This is a genomic window from Paenibacillus sp. J22P169 (assembly GCF_059691995.1).
Genome location: NZ_JCAUAO010000012.1, coordinates 43,846 through 63,179, shown reverse-complemented (window position 1 = coordinate 63,179; position 19,334 = coordinate 43,846). Strand labels below are relative to the sequence as shown.

Below are 19,334 nucleotides of genomic sequence, written 5' to 3'. Positions count from 1 at the left end.
TGCGTCGTTCACTCCCCACTCTTCTTACTCATCCCGTGCTTCTTCCCCCACTCCCCCATACTTTCTAGGATTGGAATAAAGCTACGTCCTGCATCCGTAAGCGAGTATTCCACCTTTGGCGGTACCTCTTGATAGACTTTCCGATGAACCATGTCATCCTTCTCTAACTCTCTCAACTGCGTCGTCAGTATGCCTTTCGAGACACCTGGGACCAAACGCTGAAGCTCGCCAAATCGTCTCGTTTCCCTTAAATGCCACAGAATGATGATTTTCCATTTGCCAGCAATGACATTTTGGGTCGCGGTAACCGGGCAGACTTCGATTTGTTCCTCTGGAATTTCCCCCTGAAACGTTGTTCGGGACATGTGCAATCCCTCTCTTTCTCCATGGTCCTATTTTTGTGACTATGTTATAAAATAATGACTACTTACATATTTCTAGCTACTATAATAATATATGACTATAGCTAATTATCCAACAACATTTTTATAAATAGGAGGACATTAAGCATGTCAAAAATCGTGGTTACAGCAGCAACAGGTGAATTAGGTAAATTGGTGGTTCAGCACTTACTGACCAAAGTTCCGGCAAGCGAGATTGCTGTTAGTGTTCGAAACGTCGAGAAGGCAGCTGAATTTGCAGCATTAGGAATCGAGGTACGATATGGGGATTTCGATGATCCCGCTTCGATGGAGAAAGCTTTTGCAAATGCCTCTAAGCTCCTACTGATTTCTTCCCCACAAGATGAATCGATCAGCCGTGTTCGCAAACATGTTAGTGCGATTGAAGCGGCCAAAAAAGCCGGTGTTAGGCATATCGTTTATACGAGTTTTGCTTTTGCGGATGTAGATGCTTTCGCACCTCTGGCTAACGTGCATCTAGCGACCGAGTATGCGCTGAAAACGTCAGAAATTCCAACGACAATCTTACGAAATACCTGGTATCAGGAGCTTTACATTAACCCGGGCTTACAAGCTTATATCGACAACGGCCATATCATAAATTCGGCAGGAATAGGAAAAATTAATACAGCTACACGCGATGACATAGCTTTGGCTGCCGCAACGGTCCTTGCTGAAGATGGTCATCAGAACCAAGTTTATGAGCTCGCCTCGTCCCAATCTTGGCGTTATGAAGAACTAGCAGACATTCTATCTCAAGTATCCGGCAAAAAAGTAGCTTACCAATCCGTCTCTGACGCTGACTCCATGGCAGGTATGATTCAGGCTGGACTTCCTGAGGGTCTAGTACAGTTCTTAGTGGCCATTGATGCCAAAATGGCAGCCGGAACGGAAGGACGCACGTCGAACGACCTTGAGAAACTAATTGGCAAGAAACCTACTTCCATTCATGAAAGTATTGCGCTATTATTCAGTGAGAAAACCTCTATCGAAGCCATTCAATGATGAGCGACCGCGTTTAGATGTAGGTTTTATCGCCAATAAGAAAGCCGTTTTCGAGAGCCGAAAACTTATACTTTCTTATGTGGTAAATAATCGTTATATACTCCCAACTAAGAGGTGAACCTTATGCAAGTTGAAATATGGTCGGACTTCGCTTGTCCGTTCTGTTACATTGGCAAACGCCGCTTTGAGCAAGCCCTAGCGGAATTTGCACACCATGATCACGTTGAAGTGGTCTACCGCAGCTTCGAACTGGACCGTCATGCACCCACAAGCGTCCCGCACGACGTTTACGATATGCTCTCTTCCAGGTACGGCATGAGCCGTCAGGAAGCGATTGATATGAATGAAAAGATGCGTCAGCAAGCCGTTAGTGAAGGTATCGACTTTCAATTTAGTGGCATCGTGCTGACGAACACGTTCGATGCTCATCGGTTGCGGCTATTTGCCGAGAAGCAACATAAAGGGGCTGCGATATCCGAGTTGTTGTTCCGCGCTTATTTCAGTGAGTCCAAGAATATAAGTGACCACAGCATCCTTGCAGGCATCGCAGAAGCCGTAGGGCTTGATCGCGAAGAAGTTTTGTCTGTACTCGCTAGCGACCAGTTCGCCGAGCAGGTGCGCGCCGAGGAAGAAAAAGGCAGTCGCCTCGGTATCCGCGGCGTTCCGTATTATCTCATCAACGGCAAACATGCGTTGTCAGGAGCACAGCCAAGCGGCGTTTATTTGAACGCTATGCAGCAGCTATGGGATGCCGAGCAACCGCAACAGGTTGCAGAATCAACCAGCGATGAGGCTTGTTTGGACGGCACGTGTGTCGTTCCGAACAAACCATAACGATGGCAAATCCGGCGTCTTATTGAGAGGCTAGACATTAATGGAGGCTCTCGGTCTTGCGGAAGTCGAACACAATCCAAGAAATAATCGGATGCGGGCATTATAAAATACGTATAACAAATAGACCTCCTTGGCCGATTACGCTTAAGTGAGGTCTATTTTCGCTTGCAAATTGAAGCGCGCTTTTACTCTACTCTCTATTTATTGGCTCTAACCACAATATCCGAATTTTTCCTATCTGACTTCAAAGAGTACATATTAAGATCCGCTGCATGAAGTAAATCATCCAGTGTTCGCGCTTCATCGGGATACACGGCCGTACCGATCGACACTGAAATCTCTAAATTGAAATCTCTTGAAGCCAGCTTTAATTCATCCTGAATGTGACTGATTATTAATTCTTTCTTAGAAGCACTCGAAGACGTTGACAGGATCAGAAATTCATCGCCAGCCCAACGTGCGGCTACATCTTTTTTCTGTAAATCGAGCAGCAATACATTCGCAATGCGTTGCAGCACCTGATCTCCGATTTTGTGCCCACGGGAGTCGTTAATTGATTTGAAATTATCTACATCGATGAAATATAAAATTAACTTGCCTTGTCTGCGTTCCACCGAAGTGATGAGCTTAGGAAAGGCGTCCATGATGAACCTTCTGTTATAGAGTGTCGTTAGATGATCTTTTTCGGAGAGGAATTTCAATCGGTCATACTGTGTACCTAGCACCCAACTTGCAAATAAGATGCACACGCCAGCAACAGGAAACTGAAGCCAGGGAAAGTTATAATAAAGAGTACCATAGGTTCTTAGGCCTACAATCGTGACTACAACAACCGACATTATAACGATTCGTCCCGAATAATTCATCCCAAATCACCATCATCCAAATTGTGTCTATATAGGTCTATAGTGACACACTTGTTCCATACATTTCAAGGAATATTTGGTTTATGAGGTCCATCCCATTTATTAGCAAAATTTTGAAACATACCGCTTCAATTTTATGGTAAAGTAGATGTATTCGACATTTTTTTTCGACATACTTCCAAAACTTCTAACGGTCAGATGAGGTTCGAAATGGGTCTACTTTTAGATATGAAAACTTTGCTGCTGACACTGGTCATTGGGCAGCTGTTTACTGCCGTGTTCATTATTGCCTACTGGCGTCAACATAAGGACGAAGGTACAATCCGATACTTCTTCTATGCAAAGTGTACACAAGCCACGGCATGGCTGGTTCTAATTATTCGTGACGGGATTTCGGATACACTTACGGTATCCCTTGTGAACTCATTGCTGTTTATTGGCTACGCGTTTGAAACGATTTCCGTCCTGAAAATCCAGAATGCGCTGAGCAAACTGATACGCAACATGTATGTGGCTCTAACTATGTTCAACATCGTCGGCTTTCATGGCATCCTGCTTTTTTATAACGAAGAGAAGTTCCGAATTTCCTTTGTTTCCATAGGTATTGCTGCAAGCCTCCTATTTCCAGCCTACCGAATGATTCGAAAACAAGCTACATCTACGTTGGCCAAAGCCATTGGCTATTTCTATCTCTTGATCGTTGCCGTGCTTCTCATTAGGGTCGTCTGTGCCTTATTCTTCGGCACACTGATGAGCTATTATCATCTCAACGGCAACCAGACCATGATGCTGCTAGCCCAATATTTCACGATGATTGCAGGGAATACGGGATTCATTCTCTTGATGAAAGAACAGACCGACCAAGCCCTGCTTCGGCTGGCCAATTATGACGATTTGACCGGTACACTAAACCGTAGGTCGTTCATCACACGTACGAATCAGTACATTGCTGCTTATGCGAAGAAAAAGGAACCCATTACCTTGCTGCTTTTTGATATTGATAACTTCAAGTCGATAAATGATTCGTTCGGTCATGACACAGGCGATCAGGTGCTTGTTGATCTCACGACACGAATGAAGGCGCAGTTGGGTGCTGATGATCTATTCGCTAGATATGGCGGAGACGAATTTGCCATTATCGTGCCTGGTATGGATGAGCGAGAATCATCGCTATATTCCGAAAAGCTTAGGCAGGCCGCGGAGGGCTCACGTGTTCCTGGATTAAAGATTTCCTACACAATCAGTTTAGGTGTTCTCACGATCATCCCGGATGAAGAGACACATCTCGAAGAGCTATATTCCACTTGCGACCAAGCACTCTATCGGGCAAAGCGAAACGGTCGAAATGGTGTGTATCGCGGTTCTGTAGACAAACAAGTTGTACATGCTTAGAAGAAAATTCGTGTAAGCAAGCATAGATGTGAGTAGGCTGTCGCTAATGAGCGGCAGTCTTTTGTTATTGCGCAAAAATAGCAGTACCTGTTGTTATCTCGCCGGCTCCTCCGCTCTTGCCAATGAGCCTCCTACATGAAGGGTGATTGCTTGACCTCAGTTTGTGACAAACTATCAAACACTTCCCTTTTTCATTGGAAGGACGACAAATTTCTTGATACTTTTCAAATCATTCTTGTTAATTTAATCGTAAGCACAAATAACCCTCACAGAGAGTAGGTAGGTAAGATGATTTCTCTAAATGATAAGCCCATGCATCTCGCACATTTCGCAAAGTTAATCCAAATGGATGAACATCGGCTATTTCGTATATGTAAGGGGATTGAGGAGAACGGCTATAGATTTAACCGTAACGAGAATGGGCATATCGATTTATCGGAGAATGATATTACGGTCGTGTTAAGTTTTTGTTTGTGAAGGTAGGGGAGACGCCAAGGAATAATCGTATGCTGACGTTGTAATCAATGAGAAAAACCCGCTCCATGAGCGGGTTTTTTCATCATTTCTGATTTTTTGGATCTTTTGGGTCCTTAGGATCTTTTGGATCTTTGGGATCTTTCGGTTTCTTAGGCTTCTTATCGTGGTGCTTGTCGGTATAATCGACATTAGGTACTTTCAGTCCGCCTGCCAGAACAGTCTCTCTGATGTCTTCACCGAGGTAGAAGCTTAAATGCGGCGGCTGATTGTAAGCTGTGTTCTGCCATGCGATACCGTTTCTGTATACCGGATCATGCATGAGCGTATAAATCCGGTACTCCGTAGGAATTGTCGTACTGAAGATTCTTAATTCCGAGCTGTCTGTTGTAGGCAAAAGAACTTCTTCACGCCAGTCTCCTAAGATATCTGCCTGTAAGGTCGGAGTTGCCTTCGTTCCATTGTTGCTGACTACGTCTGCGAAACTTTTCAAAGGCTCCGCTTTCTTCGTAGTTGGATTAAACTTCGTTATCGATGTATTATCCAGCAATTCACTCAGTAAATCGCCATCCCAATGAAGGGCAAAGTTCACGGACACGCCTGCCGTTCTAAAGCTATCTGCAACGACCGAACCCTGTACGTTGTAAATGCCTCCGCCAGACGCTGGAGTTGTCCCTCCTGTGCCCCAGAACTCAAAGCCTGGGCTTGCGGTAATATTGGCCGCCAAGCCACGTCCTGTATCCACATAACCATTGTAGGACATCAGTGTTTCCCCTGTTGCAGCATCATGAAGTTCTACCGATGCAACGGATGGGACTTCATGTACCGCCATAACCTGCAAACCTTCACGAGCTGGATCAAATGCCCCAACATGGAGCGCGTCGCCATGTGAACCCTGTTCACGCTGCATTTCGCCATCCATTTCATAGAGAATGGTGCCGTCCTGATCGAGGGTCAACGAACCTGCGATAATTTCATCGAAACCATCATTATCAACATCTGCCGTGGCCAGATTGTGGAAGCCTAAGCCTGCCCCTCTGCCCTCTTGCGCGGAGTCGAAGGTCCACTCTTCTTTGAGCTTGCCATGCACTAAACTATAGGCCACATACGTAGTCCGTTCATAATAGCCTCTGCCATAAATGGCGCTCGGCTTCTTACCGTCCAAATAAGCTAGTCCTGCAAGGAAGCGATCCGAACGGTTATGCCAGGTATCTCCCCATGACGCAACATCTCCTAGCGGAAATGCATAATCAATGGTGTCGATTTCCTTACCGGTTTCACCTTTGAATACGGAGATATACTCAGGCCCCCCAAAAATATGGCCGAACTCATTTACCCATTTGCCATTATCGGCAGCATTACCAATAACGCTGATCACCTTGCTGCTATCGAATTTCCCATCCGTTGTCCCGTAGACGGTCGTTGCATCAGCCGTTTTAATGAGGAACTCGCTTTTGCCATCCCCATCATAATCCGCGATGATAAATTGATGATAATGGGCTCCTGATGTGAGGTTAAGCCCCATATTCATCCGCCACAATAGCGTGCCGTCCATTTTGTAAGCATCAAAAATCGTCGGCCCCGTCATCGCGTTCTGTGAGCTGTCGATCGCGTTGGATGGATACCATTTCACTACAACCTCATACTCACCATCACCGTCCAAATCTCCTACACCAGCGTCATTGACACTATACGTGTAGCTGCCTGTGGCCGTAGTTCCTCCTTCAGGCTTTTGCATAGGAATGGAAAGATAATCGTTAGCCGCCGCTGTCGCAGCTTCGTTCGAATCAGATTTCCCATTAACAAGGGTCTCCACTTCGTAAGCGTCACCAGGTACGCCAGCTGTATCCACATAATTGGTAACAGACAATGGTGACGTATTTAGCTTTTGCCCGTTGCGGTAAATATTGAATGTCACATCGCGATTATACTCATCTGCTAGCAGACGCCAGCTTACGAATATGCCCTCGTTTGATTTTAAAGCGATTACGCCTCTGTCCAGCCACTCTATCTGTCTTGCCGTATCTGGCGGTGTAAGACGGTTGTATACATATTGGGTTGCATATCTGCCAAAACCGTTCTCCAGACTCGCTGGAACCGCAAGTTCACCCTTAAACGTGTATACACCTGCTTCATGAGGATTCCAAGGCTTTCCTACGTTAGCCCACGAACTTACAGGCACGGTTACCTTACTATTATTTGCAAGGGTAACGCTAACAGATTGCGGTAAACCGATGGAATGGAGATCCGACGTAGTTTGATCTACATACACCGTATGATAGGATAATTTATCCACTTTTGTAATTCGATTTTCCGGAATAGGCATATGATATACACCGAAGTTATCCAGGTACGTCGTCCAGGCAATATTATTGCCGGATGTCCGCATGCCCACCAATTTTACCGAAGCTACTGAACCATCAAAAGCTACACCATTCAACGATGACGTAAATTCTTGGCTTGTACCTGCAGCTTTGTCGGTAAGCTTGAATTTCACGACCTCATTTTCCACATCAAGATTAATCCCTACCGTATACCACGCTTGAGGATTCGTAATACCCGTACTAGCAGCAGGCTGCTTTCCTGCAAAATATTGCAAAGGTGCGTTATTCGTGTTGTTTACCGTAAATACCGTATTGCCAGTACTATCGAGGATCCTGAACTCACCGCCGTTCTCGCTAGGATTGCTGGCTGCTTTATCATTCACCTTTCCAGGATACCAATCGAATTCAACGAGAATTTGGCTGCCTTTAACCGAAGTGCCGAAGTTCTTGGTCGCTACGCGCCCCCCGCTTTGGTTCGTCTGGGTGAACTGCAGCATCGGTGTGCTATTCCCAGCCACTCCATATGTATTAATCGATACGGTTGCATTCGCTGTCGCAAATCCCCAGAATGCTGGATCAAGCGCAGCTGTATCGCCAAAATCACTATAATATACGCTGTCGAGTTCAGCTCCATTGTTACCAACAGCGGCGGATGCCATTGACCAATTCGGTATAAAGAGAGCGCTTGCAAGAAGTAACGAAACGACTTTTCTCCATTGTCTGTTAGTTCGCATTGTTATTTTCACTCCTTATGTTCGAGCTATGAGAGAATCTTGTATACTCTCGGTAATTCCTCATTGTGCAAGGTTTTGCATATCCTAAGAATCACTTTCTGCCATTAGTCGGAACCGCTCCTTCATCCCCTCCCTGCCACAAAAAATACTAAACGATGACCCATACAGCTCATACCTGTTGGTACGATTGGCCCGTGTATTAACTGTAGGACTTGACTGGCTACGCCGTCTATTAGACATTTTCTCAAAGTTGGAATTCTCTTGTAGGAAACCATTTGGCTGATATATGACATTTTTGACTAAACTTCTCTTTTCTTGATCTGATAGGTAAGAAGCTTGTATTAACGCGAAAAAATAGACCTCCTTGGCCACTTTGTGGGCAGGTGAGGTCTATTTCCTAGTAACTTATCAAACTCATCGTCGCCAGAGGGCAACCACTCTATACAAGCCAACTTCTAGCTCAAGCCATAGTTCGTAACTAGCGCAGCCAAACCACCTGCGAAACCACTACCTACCGCTTGGAATTTCCAGTCACCTCCGTGACGGTAAAACTCACAAAAGACGACAGCTGTTTCAATGGAAAAATCTTCACCCAAATCATATCGAAGAATCTCATTCTTATTCGCTTCATTTACTACTCTTACGAAGGCATGACTTACTTGTCCAAAATTTTGACCGCGCCCAGCCGCCTCGTGAATAGTAACCGTAATCCCAATCCGACTGATTGATGGTGGGACTTTGGCGAAATCGATCAGAATTTTCTCATCATCACCATCGCCCTCACCCGTACGATTGTCTCCTGTATGAACAACAGCGCCATCATAGGCTTTGAGGTTATTATAAAACACGAAATCGGCTGCTGACTTTGCTTTACCATCTTCATGGAGAAGAAACGCAGAGGCATCGAGATCGAAATCTCCACCGCCATTATATTTATTGGTATCCCATCCAAGTCCTACGATTATTTTGGTTAGACCTGGGTTGGTTTTGGTTAGGTCAATGCGTTGACCTTTTGATAAATCAATCGACATGGGTATCTCACCTTTCAGATCAAATAATAGACATTGAATCATCGGCCTTAAAATCAGTATATAGGGTTGCCTACATAAACCGCAATGATTCGAATCCTAATATTCCCCTAAAGAGGTACATATTCGAGCGGATTGACTAGTAACCAGTCACTTCTTCCCAAGCAAGATATCTTTTATATAACTGGGCAATACAAAGGAAGCCTGAAACGTTTCAGGGTTAATATACTTCGTATCCTGCCATTGCAAACGATTCAAATCGGCCTTCAGAGGATCCCAGTTTTTGGATGCAATTACAAAACTCCATATTCCACCGGGAAATGAAGGGATAGAACATAGATATGGTTGCACGATTGGAAACAGCTTATTCAAGCTGCGAACCGTGTTTCTAAAGATACTCTGGTTGTAATAGGGAGATCCTGATTGAAAGACAACGATACCGTCATCTGTTAGACTATCATATACGTATTGATAAAATTGTTGTTTATATAGACTTGTGGCGGGCCCATAGGGATCAGACCTATCTACAAGCAGCACGTCGAGATTCTTCTTCTGTTCTTGAATCCACTTAAACCCGTCCCTATAAATCATTCGAATACATCCTTCCCGTTCATGGGTGCCTTCACTAGTCATCCATGAACGGCATACCTCAACAACTCTTTGATCGATTTCCACGACGTCTATCTGCTCCACACTTGCATACTTCAGCGCCTCTCGAGAAGGACCGCAATCGCCGCCTCCGATCATGGCCACTTTTTTTGGTTCTTGATGAGTGGTCATAGCCAAGTGAGTAATCATTTCGTTATAAATAAAGCCATCTTTGGTTGTGACCTGAGGGGTTCCATCGAGAATAAGCATACGTCCGAATCCTTTCGTATCCACGATACTTATTTCTTGAAACGGTGATTGTTCGTAATAAAGCAGCGCATCAACCTTATAGCCAACTTCCATATCAAGCTCCGGTATATCATCCCACAGCCATAGATCCTCATTTTCTTCTTTGTAATAGCCAGTCAATGAACTTTTTCTGTTCGTCACACGCTCGTCCCCCCGTTCGGCCATTGTGAAACTCTATCCAGTAATAGCCCATCAGATCCGTTATTTTCGCCTGTAACGAAGTCTTTCATATAATAGGAAAGGTACTTGCCATAGCTACTGTCTGTTTTAGACAACAACTCATCAACAAAATAAATACCTTTCGGAATCTCATCAAGCAGCAGCGTGGATATAGCCCCATAGATGCCGCATGCTACCTGGAAATAGGTGGCGTTCGTCTTGAACTCGGCAAATACCCTTTGATTACTCATGACGTTGTACATATATCGTTCCTTATCTTTATACACGAGCAGTACACCTACCAAATCTTCTCCGTCCAATTCGGCTTCTGCAGGGTCTAAAACCTTATGATTCCAATTCCAAAGCTCGTCAGCATTGCCCAAATTGGCACGGAGTAATTCCGTTGTAACGTCATTCACCCGGTAGATAAAGCCTGTCTCCATATTGTAAGCATATCCCAAAGAAAGCACCTCTTCATGCGGCATTAAACATCCGTGGAACTGTTTGTTTCCAAGAGATACCTTAAACTCCAGCTCATAAACATCATAATAAAGAAGCATAGGCATATGCTGCTTCATAAACATAGGATAGTTTAATATGGCTTCATCCAAGAAGCATTCGGGAGACCATGTAGAATAAATCGTTTTTTTCTGAGCTAGCGACCGATCAACATAAAACGAATTATCATGCTCGATGATATAGCAGCCAAGCGGCATTTCGCCGGGTGCCTGCTTCATCAACTCCAAGGCCATCCACTGCACGACACCTGGATTCATGCCGGAACCGATAATCGCTTTCATATTCGTGAACCGTCCTCTATTTTCTTGGAAAATGCGGTATCGTTCCAATAATGTAAATCCTTCGAGCTCTTCATTTTCATCCACTAAGGTATTTTCTAAGGCAGAATTAATATACGGAATGCCCAATTCATTGCAGCATTGAAGCATTTCAACGGTATCTGCCCAAGATATGTCGATGACAAGCGTTGTCTTCGTACGGATTAAATGCTGTCGAAACATTTTTAGACTACTCAAATCGAACTGATGCAATGTAATTGCATGGCTTAAATGAGGGAGAAATGATTCGTAATAGGCCACGTCCTTTTGTTTCAAATCGATTAAATGCAAGTCACACTGACTGATATACCGATGAATAGGGTCATTAATATCTTGAAACGACTTGTCTAATATGGCAAAAATCGATTTAGCCACTCCTCCAGCGCTACCAAGAATACTTATAGTTAATTTCTGGTTGTCCACATCTGCTCATCTCCTATTTATTCAAAATTCAATGATTTAACGATATCCATGTATGGCCCCTTTCCTTCTATTTTTTGTGATTGTCATTGATAGAATATGTAAAATCTTAATATTTTGACAGAGTCAGCTATCTTGTATGGATATGCATTCTGACGCGGAAATCGAAACTATTTCATATTTTTTGGCTCCTATCGGGCTATTAAACGTACCATTTCTACTAAATTTGAATAAACAGTAGTAATACTAGTGAAGGAGAGTGGTGGCTTATCAAAACATTCAGAGCAATCCTACGAGGTCGAAATGAGGTTCCTCCTGTACGAACCATAGCCAGTGGAAATGCCTTATTACAGCTGAACAACAGAGGGAACCAACTCAGTTTTATTCTTGTGGTACGAAATATTTCTCGTGTAACACAAGGACATATTCACCTTGGACGAGCAGGTCAAAATGGTCCCGTTGTTGCCTTTCTATTTGGTCCATCTAAATTTGGTATATCTGTAAGACGAGGAGTCGTTCGAGGCATCTTGACGAGTGCAGATTTAGTAGGACCTCTTAGTGGAAAGTCCCTTCAAGATTTGGTGCGTGAGTTCGAAAACGGCAATGCCTACGTGAATGTCCACACCAATCAAAATCCAAATGGGGAAATTCGCGGCCAAGTTACTCGCTAAGGGCTCACCCCACCCGCTCCACCCACATACAAAAGAAAGAAGCACCCTCAACGGGTGCTTCTTTCTTTGTATGGTGGTGCTACGATATGGCGCCCACTACTTTTTGAGTGCATCTACTATGGCATTAACGCCATACACTCTACTAATTGGACCGTAACCAAAGGCAACCGCACCATTTATTTTGTACACATGATTTTGCTTCACAGCTTTGAGCGATTTCCACACGTCCGATTTCTCCCATTCGTCAGCAAGAGCAGGTAGAGACTTATCCGTGCAATTAAAGTATCCTAGGAAAATATAATCTGGATTAATCTGGGTTAAACCTTCAAGACTAAGCTCTGCGCCTTCCCCTTTCGCTTGCTCCGGCGGCTTCAGCCCCAGTGGCTCATAGTAATGACCAGCGTATTGCGTGCCTTGCAGCCACATATTTTTTTCTCTGACCTGCGCATAGGCAACGGTACCCTCCACACCTTTAAGCTTATCCTTCGCTTGAGCGAACGTAGCTGAGAACTTATCGATCGCTTGCTTCGCAGCATTCTCCTGCCCCAGCATTTCACCGAACTTCGTCATCACACCCTGCCAGTCATTCCAAACATCCAGCTTCGCTTCATCGAGAAACACCGTCGGTGCAATCTTTGGCAATTGATCCGCAACTTTCTTATTGGTATCCGTACCCGCGATGATGAGATCAGGGCCATACTGCAGTAACTTTTCCAAGTTAACTTCCGTGTTCTCACCAACAATCGTGATATCCTTAAATTTGCTCGTATATGGCTTGTACAAATCACTACCCAGTTGAGATTGCTTTTCCGTAAAAGGAAGTGCAACACCAATCGATGGGATCTCAAAACTCAAAAGATCCTCCGTTAATCCCCAGTGGACAAGAGCGACTTTTTCTGGTTTTTTGGCAATCGTCACTTGCACACCGTTGGCGCTGGCTATTGTTCTAGGAAAGCCTGCACTGGCTGGCGATGGGCTAGCCGAAGGCGCCGCGGTCGGACTTGCGCTCTCACTGCTCGATTTCCCCGTACTGGAGCATGCGCTAATAAGTAAAAGGAAAGCCACCAGCAAAGACGCTGTCGTCATCCGTGGCATAACACGTTTTTTCATCTTGATCTTCCTCTCGTTAATCCCAGTATTTAATTGATAACGATTATCATTATCGAGAATAATCTTACCACCGGGATTAACTTGCGCAAATAGATAATTTCCCGATTTCGGGATGGATTTATTCTTCAATCGCTCATCTTCAGCGAGGTCGGCGACATGCCGTAATGCTTTTTGAACAGCCTGCTAAAATAATAAGCATCCGAATAACCGACACTTCCGGCGATGTGCCGTACGGAAAACGGGCTCGTCATCAACAGCTCATAAGCCACCTTCATGCGGTATTGGATCAAATAATGGATGGGACCCGTCCCTGTATACTTCTGAAAGATATGCGAAAAATATTTAGCTTTCATTTGATGCTGTTCCGCCAAGCTTTCCAACGTAATCGGCTCCATATAATGCTGCCGGATGTACTCGATCGTCTGCTCCATCATCGAATGGCTTTCGCTATTTTGCAAATAGCGTTCATACGTCAACGTCTTATTCACCAGCTGGTAGAATAGCGTTTTCTTCTCCAGCAGCTCAATATGGCCCAGTTCGGTGGCATACCGTCTCAATTGCTTCATGACTTGCAGCAGCGTCACATCCAACTCGATATGCAGCAGGTGGACCTCTCTTGCTAACTGCGAGTTCTCCAGATCAAGGGCTACCGGCAAAAAATGAACAAGGAAATACTCGAACTAAGCCGAATGTACGATCATCTCAAAATGACGATTATACCCGCCGATCATCGCCTTGCCCAGACTCATCGAATAACTGTTGCCGTCGTAAACAAAGTCAGCTTCGCCCCTTAACGCGATGAGAATCGCGCTTTTGGTTGTAGGCTGCGCCTTGTGTCCTTGATGCATACCTTGCCGAACAATGGATTGATATACCCCATGTATGTCTATAGGCACCTGCAGGAAAAAGGCGGCTAACGCATCGTATTGATTTTCCATACAGATCCCCCTGTCTTTAAGTGAACGGTTATTTCCTTATTGTAAACTAGATGTGGGGGTTGCTCAATGTTGGTATGGGTAGGTAAAGTCGCTATAAGACTTAATGAGATGTAGAGGGGAAGGGCGAAATGAGTACTTATTTTTTGGTGGGAGAAATCCTTATTAGCCTTGAGGGGTTCTCCTCCCGATCACCCATATAAAAGAAAAGCACCCTCAATGGGTGCTTTCTTCTTTGTACGGAGGTGAGCCGTGGCTTAGCAAATCCACAATCAGCCACCGCGTGATGCCGAGAATGTTTGGGGAGGTGGCATAGTTTATCCACTTAAAATGGCTTATTTCTTATAATTGTTTTGGAATGCGATAATTGGTTCACCCGTCGCTTGCCACGTTTATACTCTTGCCGCAACTTATACAAATACTCCTCAAAATCGACCTGCATCGTGTGCCGGGCGGAGTGTACATATCGAGATCGCATTTTCTTCGTTTCCCTTTCAATATCCGCCTGCATGACTTCAATGGAAGGTAATGCATAACTTCCCGCAAGGTAATCTGCCACCCATCGGCTCTGTGCCTCTGCTATTGGCATAATGGGACCTAGCGGTTGAAGCAAACCGATGAAGAATAAATTGTTGTATCCCGGCTTAAAGACCCGCTTGAAGAGGGGCAGTTCGTTATCCGCAGCAGACAGAAAGTTCTGCTCAAAGAAGGGGAATGTCACCCGGTAGCCAGTACAATAAATCATTACATCAACTTGCTCAATCGTTCCATCAGTAAAACGGACCCTATCTCCCAGCAATTCTGCGATGCTAGGTTTAACATCAATGATTTTGTGTGCCACACGACTGATAAGCTGATCTGAAATAGTTGGATGTGCCTCACCGAAACTATGATCAGGTTTTGGAAAACCGTACCGATCCATCCGTCCGACAACGAGGCGCAGCAAAGTATTAAGAAAAAATCGCCGAATTGGCCATGGGATCCTCTCTGGGTTAGGCGTCTGGTCGTATGGCCTGCCAAACAGATACTTGGGAACAATCCATGCTCCACGGCGGGAGGACAAAAAGGTTCGCTCTGCTACAAAACTGGACTCTACAGCAATATCAGCCGCTGAATTCCCAATGCCCAGTACCAATACTTTTTTATCTTTCAGATCTGAATTATCCTCATAGCTATGAGAATGTATCACTTTACCGTCAAACTCACCTTGGAAAGGAGGACTCGGAAAGTTCGGGTCCCAGTGGTGCCCATTGGCAACGATAAGCGCATCGTAAGAGCGGATTTCTCCAGTGCTAAGCGTCACTTCCCAGACTCCATCTTTATGACGGTAAGCTCGCTTTACGGATGTGTTAAGTGTTATCTTGTCTCGTAAAGCGAAATGATCCACATAGTCGTCAAAGTATTTAGCCATCTGCGTATGATGAGGGAAATCCGGCCAGTCCTCCGGCATTGGGAAGTCAGTGAACTGAGCCCGTTGTTTGGACGAGTTAATGTGCAATGATTTGTAAGCTGCAGAGCCCCCTTGCTTGCCAAAAAACCATAGACCGCCTAGCCGATCCCGTTTTTCAAAACAGTCAAACGGAATCCCACGTTCATTTAACGCCTTGGCTGCTGCAATCCCAGAACAACCGGCCCCAATAATACAAACTTGCGGAAGCGCTGTCAAATAAATCACCTCATTCTAGGCATTTCTTTCTTTATATATATAACATCATTGATTTGAATATGAGATCCCTAGCAACCCTAAAAATCAAAAAAATAGAAAGATAGATTTCTACTTATCTTCCTATTGTTATAATTGAGTCTCTCGAAAAAATGGTGTCTTAATGCGGCTGCCAAAAAAATAACAAGTATGACTCGACATAAACAAAATCCACAACCCTAAGGTTGTGGATTTGAGTATTGAAATGTCCATCTAATTTACTAACGAAGCCCACTCACTGATGACTACCCTAGCGGTACATTTCAATGCCGTGCTCCTTCCGCTACGCTCCAGTCCGCGCAGACTGAACCCTTGAGGGGTTCAACTCCCGATCACTTATAAAAAAGAAAAAGCACCCTCAATGGGTGCTTTCTTCTTTGTATGGAGGTGAGGGGAGTCGAACCCCTCGCTTGGTTTTTAGCGGTTTTTGCTAATGTCTTGTATCGCTTGATATTTCAACACTTTTGCGTGTGGACGTTAACTGCCTTAGCGTGATTTCCAGTCCCTTTTCGTGATGATAGTCCCCAAACAGTCCCCAAGGGGACCGGACGCGAGACTTGCATAGATCAGGCGTCAACGGACTGTTCGTCGAGACCATTGGCAGTCCGCCACATTACCTCTGCTTGTATATCCGATTGTCCAAGACTTGACAAGTTGTACCACCAATAAATAGAGCTAGGATAACACCATTTTTGAAAATTCCTCGTGCAACACCTTGTTTTCTTGTTTGAAAAGTTCTAACTTGGATTCATCTAGAAATAGGATACGGAAAATCTCTCTTGAAATATCATCCAATTCCGTACAAAGGTCCGTTATTTTTTCCTCAGATTTTCTGAATTGATTATCTAATTGTTGACCATGTACTATGCTTGAGCGAACGCTATACGCTTTTTTCACAATGTCGTAATAGGTTTTTCGCGTCTCGAAATCGCGGCCCAAGAGTCTAGCTACACGTTCTGAGATTTGGTGAGTTAACTCAACGCTATTCGTAGTAAACAGGGTTTCCAACATCATGCAGTAATGAGCTATCTTCAGTGGTACAAGTTCTTGTGTCCTAGCACTAATCATAAAGTAAAAAGCTCTCGAAATTCTGCAAGAACTGTGAAATATATTCGATCCCAACTGGATATTCTTATCCAAAAAGTCATAATACAATACAGCCTGCTCTATTTCCAACGAGGTGAAAAATGAATCCTCATACTTACCTTTCGTATTGGTGTAAATTTTGGTTGACCAATTATTAGTTATTGACAACATTTTGTGGTCATTATCTTCAGTTTTCAGAAAACCGCATTCTATGTTCACGCTTGAGTCTTTCAGCATCCAGAATGAGTTGGAAATCATTTTTGCTTCATGCATACATCGAAGAAGATAGCTAGATGCTGAATCGTTAAATTTATTATAGTTGCCTAGCAGATCTTCAGCTCCGAACGAGAATTCATCTTTTATGATGTTGCAAATAATTGGTTTGGTTTTCAAATTCCTAAACTCCAACTTGCCGACAACACTCTCCATCTTGGAGTTATCTCTAATATAATATTGACGATCTGAATTCTTGCAAGATAGAAGATAATCGTTAAAGCCAACCCGTGTGTGATCGGGTAATTTTACATTAAGTAGAGCGCCTATGAATTTATAAATCAACGATTAACAACCTCTACTTTTCAAGTATATTTTATATTGATTTTTGCCATTCCTCATTATTAATAACAACACTAGATGCGATTACATTGTATTAGATTTACCAAAATGGTTAAAATCTCTCGATTGCTCAAGTGAGCTGATCTGCTTGTTAATTTTCAGTTGATTAATGTTATTATGTTTGCTTTCGATTTCCTTAATCTTGTTATCTATATTTCTTATGTTACTGATTCGCATTAAAACCAGAGACCCAGCAATGCCGCAAATGATGCTTGAGCTGATGGCAAAAATAAGTAGTTTGTGAGTTTCAAATAAATCCGAGTACAGTTTCCATGAGCTCGACACAGTGGAGACAATCAAGAAAACCATTGAAATCACTGTAATCCACTCGTCACTTTTCTTTTTCTGGTTATCTTCGATTTCCTTTATCTCTTTCTTGTATTGATCGTTCATTTCTTTCTGTTTCAGCTCTTCTGTGTCCTTCCTCTCTTTTTCCTTTCTTTCTTGCAATTCGGACATTTGCCCGATGGACTCCAATTCAAGAGACAAAGAGTGCATTAAATCATCAATACTTAGTGTATTTCTAATGGTGGTGTAAACTTTTGATTGATGAGTGACATTCGATATATGCTTAAATGAACAGCGTAGCGAGAAGAAGATGATTTTTTCCCGTAGTGCTAAGATCGCACCTTCTTTATTACCATTATACTCACTCAAGGTTTTGGGTAAATGAGAAGCCAAACTCGATAAATATAGGAGTGCAAATTTTTGGTGGAGGGACAAAATGTAGAAATGTAAATAGGTATTCCGTAGATTTCCGAAATAATTTCCGGAGAAAAAGTCATTCGTAGTTAAGTTATCATTTTTAATTAAATAAGATAAGTTTGCTAATCCTTCCAAAGAAACCCCCCAATAGCTGTTTTCAAATACCTGTATGACCTCTGGATGATTCAATTCAAACTCCAACGGATTAGGCCGATAGGATTCTTTAAAAGAACGACGCATTTGGAATAGTGTTTCTTTAAATTGATGGTCGGTATGTTGATCTTCATTTTGTTCTTCCAACAAGGCTGCATTGTAGACTAAGGCGTGATCGGGTCTTTCCGAATTATTTTCAAAGAAAGTTTCTATGGACAGGAACTTTACCAACTGAAGCAGAAGATCCGCTAAAACACAGGTTTTTAGTGTACTCTCTTCTTTGCTAGTACGGTGTCTCCATTCCAACTCCCCGCCTGAATATTGCTTTTTGATATAATAATTCGCCTCGATGATGTCGTTTATCGTATAGGAGGAGGGGTAATCGATGTCGAGCAAGATAAATCCGACTTGCGTTTCAAACAAGATCAGTTCCACTCCTTGAATTGAGAACTCATATAGGTATCGTTCTTCGTCCTTCAACTGAATGTCAAGGATGTAAGAGGTTCTCTCATCAGTCTTTATTTTTGCTTGTTTGCAGCGTCTAATTCCTTTTTCTCGAATAAAATGCATCCGTTCATTTTTATTATTTGGAAGCTCATTCGCTGCTCTTCCCTTTTGCGTGAGGACATAGCGTTTTCCTATTGTACTATTGTGATCATCTTTATGAATTAGGCTAGAGATGTTATCATACAACCGCTCTTTAGCAAAATCTTTCTTCTCCCACAGAGTATCGCGCTTTAATTCAATTAGTGCGTCCAAATAATTTAAACTGAATGTAAAGGGAACTATGTGATATGATAATTGCTTTATAACGGTTGGATTAAACTTCGATTGTTCCGGTGTTAACTCTGCTCCCAATTCTATTTCCAGCATAGATGATTCCCTCCTAATTCTTGAATAGCCGTATAAGTTTTATCTTTGTTTGAGTATGTAAAAGTTCATAGCATCGCGATACACAGTGTATCATCTTGGAATTTATATTCTATA

General features: G+C 43.4%; 17 protein-coding genes. 5 read left to right on the top strand and 12 right to left on the bottom strand.

The window, feature by feature from the left end:
* Positions 1 to 8: 8 nt before the first annotated feature.
* Positions 9 to 365, bottom strand: coding sequence for a winged helix-turn-helix transcriptional regulator (locus AC58QG_RS32040; RefSeq protein ID WP_497366075.1), 357 nt, complete (start codon positions 363 to 365; stop codon positions 9 to 11).
* A gap of 144 nt (positions 366 to 509) precedes the next feature.
* Here AC58QG_RS32040 and AC58QG_RS32035 point away from each other — a divergent pair, with 144 nt between their 5' ends.
* The 3 genes from AC58QG_RS32035 (at position 510) to AC58QG_RS32025 (ending at position 2,346) form a co-directional block, all read left to right on the top strand.
* Complete coding sequence (locus AC58QG_RS32035) at positions 510 to 1,406, top strand: SDR family oxidoreductase (protein WP_497366074.1); 897 nt, start codon at positions 510 to 512, stop codon at positions 1,404 to 1,406.
* Between the two features lie 123 nt (positions 1,407 to 1,529).
* Positions 1,530 to 2,240 (top strand): DsbA family oxidoreductase, encoded by a 711-nt coding sequence (locus AC58QG_RS32030; protein WP_497366073.1) that lies wholly within the window; start codon positions 1,530 to 1,532, stop codon positions 2,238 to 2,240.
* A gap of 40 nt (positions 2,241 to 2,280) precedes the next feature.
* Positions 2,281 to 2,346, top strand: coding sequence for a DUF6855 family protein (locus tag AC58QG_RS32025; RefSeq protein ID WP_497366177.1), 66 nt, complete (start codon positions 2,281 to 2,283; stop codon positions 2,344 to 2,346).
* 91 nt (positions 2,347 to 2,437) lie between these two features.
* On the opposite strand, the gene AC58QG_RS32020 is transcribed toward AC58QG_RS32025, so the two are convergent.
* Positions 2,438 to 3,079 (bottom strand): GGDEF domain-containing protein, encoded by a 642-nt coding sequence (locus AC58QG_RS32020; RefSeq protein WP_497366072.1) that lies wholly within the window; start codon positions 3,077 to 3,079, stop codon positions 2,438 to 2,440.
* A gap of 237 nt (positions 3,080 to 3,316) precedes the next feature.
* On the opposite strand from AC58QG_RS32020, the gene AC58QG_RS32015 reads away from it, so the two are divergent.
* Entirely contained in the window at positions 3,317 to 4,498 is a 1,182-nt protein-coding gene (locus AC58QG_RS32015) for a GGDEF domain-containing protein (protein WP_497366071.1), read from the top strand.
* A gap of 559 nt (positions 4,499 to 5,057) precedes the next feature.
* Here AC58QG_RS32015 and AC58QG_RS32010 read toward each other — a convergent pair.
* From AC58QG_RS32010 to AC58QG_RS31995, 4 genes are all read right to left on the bottom strand, one after another.
* A complete protein-coding gene (locus AC58QG_RS32010) occupies positions 5,058 to 8,030 on the bottom strand; it encodes a rhamnogalacturonan lyase (RefSeq protein ID WP_497366070.1) in 2,973 nt (990 codons plus the stop codon).
* Positions 8,031 to 8,485: 455 nt separating this feature from the next.
* The gene (locus AC58QG_RS32005) at positions 8,486 to 9,061 is read right to left on the bottom strand and encodes a TerD family protein (RefSeq protein ID WP_497366069.1); all 576 of its coding nucleotides are present in this window, start codon (positions 9,059 to 9,061) and stop codon (positions 8,486 to 8,488) included.
* 147 nt (positions 9,062 to 9,208) lie between these two features.
* Entirely contained in the window at positions 9,209 to 10,096 is an 888-nt protein-coding gene (speE, locus tag AC58QG_RS32000) for a polyamine aminopropyltransferase (RefSeq protein ID WP_497366068.1), read from the bottom strand.
* Positions 10,093 to 11,373 (bottom strand): S-adenosylmethionine decarboxylase related protein, encoded by a 1,281-nt coding sequence (locus tag AC58QG_RS31995; RefSeq protein ID WP_497366067.1) that lies wholly within the window; start codon positions 11,371 to 11,373, stop codon positions 10,093 to 10,095. The genes speE and AC58QG_RS31995 overlap by 4 nt, the downstream gene beginning before the upstream one ends.
* A gap of 266 nt (positions 11,374 to 11,639) precedes the next feature.
* On the opposite strand from AC58QG_RS31995, the gene AC58QG_RS31990 reads away from it, so the two are divergent.
* The gene (locus AC58QG_RS31990; protein WP_497366176.1) at positions 11,640 to 12,041 is read left to right on the top strand and encodes a CHRD domain-containing protein; all 402 of its coding nucleotides are present in this window, start codon (positions 11,640 to 11,642) and stop codon (positions 12,039 to 12,041) included.
* 96 nt (positions 12,042 to 12,137) lie between these two features.
* Here the strand turns inward: AC58QG_RS31990 and AC58QG_RS31985 are convergent, their stop codons facing one another.
* From AC58QG_RS31985 to AC58QG_RS31960, 6 genes are all read right to left on the bottom strand, one after another.
* Positions 12,138 to 13,151, bottom strand: coding sequence for an ABC transporter substrate-binding protein (locus tag AC58QG_RS31985; RefSeq protein ID WP_497366066.1), 1,014 nt, complete (start codon positions 13,149 to 13,151; stop codon positions 12,138 to 12,140).
* 125 nt (positions 13,152 to 13,276) lie between these two features.
* Positions 13,277 to 13,807, bottom strand: coding sequence for a helix-turn-helix domain-containing protein (locus AC58QG_RS31980; RefSeq protein WP_497366065.1), 531 nt, complete (start codon positions 13,805 to 13,807; stop codon positions 13,277 to 13,279).
* Positions 13,808 to 13,831: 24 nt separating this feature from the next.
* Positions 13,832 to 14,089 (bottom strand): hypothetical protein, encoded by a 258-nt coding sequence (locus AC58QG_RS31975; RefSeq protein WP_497366064.1) that lies wholly within the window; start codon positions 14,087 to 14,089, stop codon positions 13,832 to 13,834.
* 322 nt (positions 14,090 to 14,411) lie between these two features.
* Positions 14,412 to 15,752 (bottom strand): flavin-containing monooxygenase, encoded by a 1,341-nt coding sequence (locus AC58QG_RS31970; protein WP_497366063.1) that lies wholly within the window; start codon positions 15,750 to 15,752, stop codon positions 14,412 to 14,414.
* A 711-nt stretch (positions 15,753 to 16,463) separates the two neighbouring features.
* On the bottom strand, positions 16,464 to 17,267 hold the full coding sequence (locus AC58QG_RS31965) for a hypothetical protein (protein WP_497366062.1): 804 nt from the start codon (positions 17,265 to 17,267) through the stop codon (positions 16,464 to 16,466).
* Between the two features lie 246 nt (positions 17,268 to 17,513).
* A complete protein-coding gene (locus AC58QG_RS31960) occupies positions 17,514 to 19,220 on the bottom strand; it encodes a hypothetical protein (RefSeq protein WP_497366061.1) in 1,707 nt (568 codons plus the stop codon).
* Positions 19,221 to 19,334 lie beyond the last annotated feature (114 nt).